This is a genomic window from Aneurinibacillus aneurinilyticus ATCC 12856 (assembly GCF_000466385.1).
Lineage (GTDB): Bacteria > Bacillota > Bacilli > Aneurinibacillales > Aneurinibacillaceae > Aneurinibacillus > Aneurinibacillus aneurinilyticus.
The window spans coordinates 1-1,353 of record NZ_KE952932.1 but is presented as its reverse complement, the minus strand read 5'-3'; the positions used below and the strand labels follow the sequence as shown (position 1 = coordinate 1,353).

Below are 1,353 nucleotides of genomic sequence, written 5' to 3'. Positions count from 1 at the left end.
AGTGGGAGACTTCTTTCGGAGGGAAGTTAAAAATCCAAACGTGATGTGAGTATGGGGCACTTATGAAATTTATAATAATGGCTTGATGACAAACAATTGGCTAGAGCAAGCAGCAATGATATACGCTTTTATGCGGGAGGTGTACCTATCGCCCACTCAGGACTCGTTGTTGTAGCCATCCAATATGGATAATACCGGATAACCAGCACCCTTGCCCTATAGTTTAATTTTGATACCAAAATGTACAAAACACCGTTCCGATTTTCCGGACGGTGTTAATATTCCTATCATCATGAGTATAATAGAGCTGTTTAAAAATCAACCTTTAGTTACGAGAGATTGGGCTGCTTTTACGTTATTTTATTTGCTCAATACAGACCAGTTTGTCGGGCGAGAAAGCAAGGGCGGTAATTTTGTATGTACATCACCCTTCGCCGAGTTAATCTGAACTTGAGTGAGAAAGATACTATCGGTGAGATCTGCTCCTCTAAGGTCAGCATCTCGTAAATCTGCACCGATAAGGTCAGTCGCCCTCAAATCAGCGTCTCGGAGGTCAGCAGCAATAAGGCATGCTCCTCTTAAGTTGGCTCCCCTAAGATCTGCTCCTCTAAGATTTGCACCTATAAGATCAGCTCCCCTAAAGTCGCTTCTCTTACTTTTTTGAAAACTCTTATGCCGGCGACGTAACTCAGTCCATACTAGTTCGCTTGTCTTTAAAAGCAAAGCGTTTACATCTGCTCGGTGTGACGGAACATCGAGTTCCATGAGTAAATCAGGATTAAGCTGAGAAAGTCGTTCTGTCTCGTCAAGCGCGAAGCTAAGTTCTCTGTGAATCGGACGAGATGCTTTCAACGTTAAAGCTTCGGTTAGATACCAGAGCATCTCATGAAGTTGTTTCATAATTGGAAACACATTGTACATTTTCTTTGCCTTTTCTGAATCTTCACGCCAGTCGACCCCTGCGAAGGTGACCTGGGAAACCTTTTGCCCTGCCCGAAGCAATCAAAAACAGTACACCCCTTAAACCCCTGTTCCCTGAGGCTTTTATGAATGCTGCAACGAAAGTCCGATTGCAGATTAGGGCAGGGCCTGCCGGCATCTTTATCGATTGCAAAATCTGCCGAGGCCGCGAAGGGTAGTGCAACACAACACAAGCCGAAGCAGTTCTCACAGTCAGCATGCAGACTGTTATGACTAATGCCGCGCTTTTGATTTGGGTAAGCATGATTCTCAAACAATATGTGCACCTTCTTTGTTTCCTTCTTACTTGGTAAGTATTCAGTATACTATCACCGGATAATTTCACAGTCAATTATTATATATCAAGGGTGTTGATTATCCAGTATGATCCAG

General features: G+C 43.5%; 1 pseudogene. It reads right to left on the bottom strand.

Going from position 1 to position 1,353, the window contains the following annotated elements:
* Nucleotides 1–360: 360 nt before the first annotated feature.
* Nucleotides 361–1,238, bottom strand: a pseudogene (locus tag HMPREF0083_RS26030) (pentapeptide repeat-containing protein).
* Between the last annotated feature and the right edge of the window lie 115 nt (nt 1,239–1,353).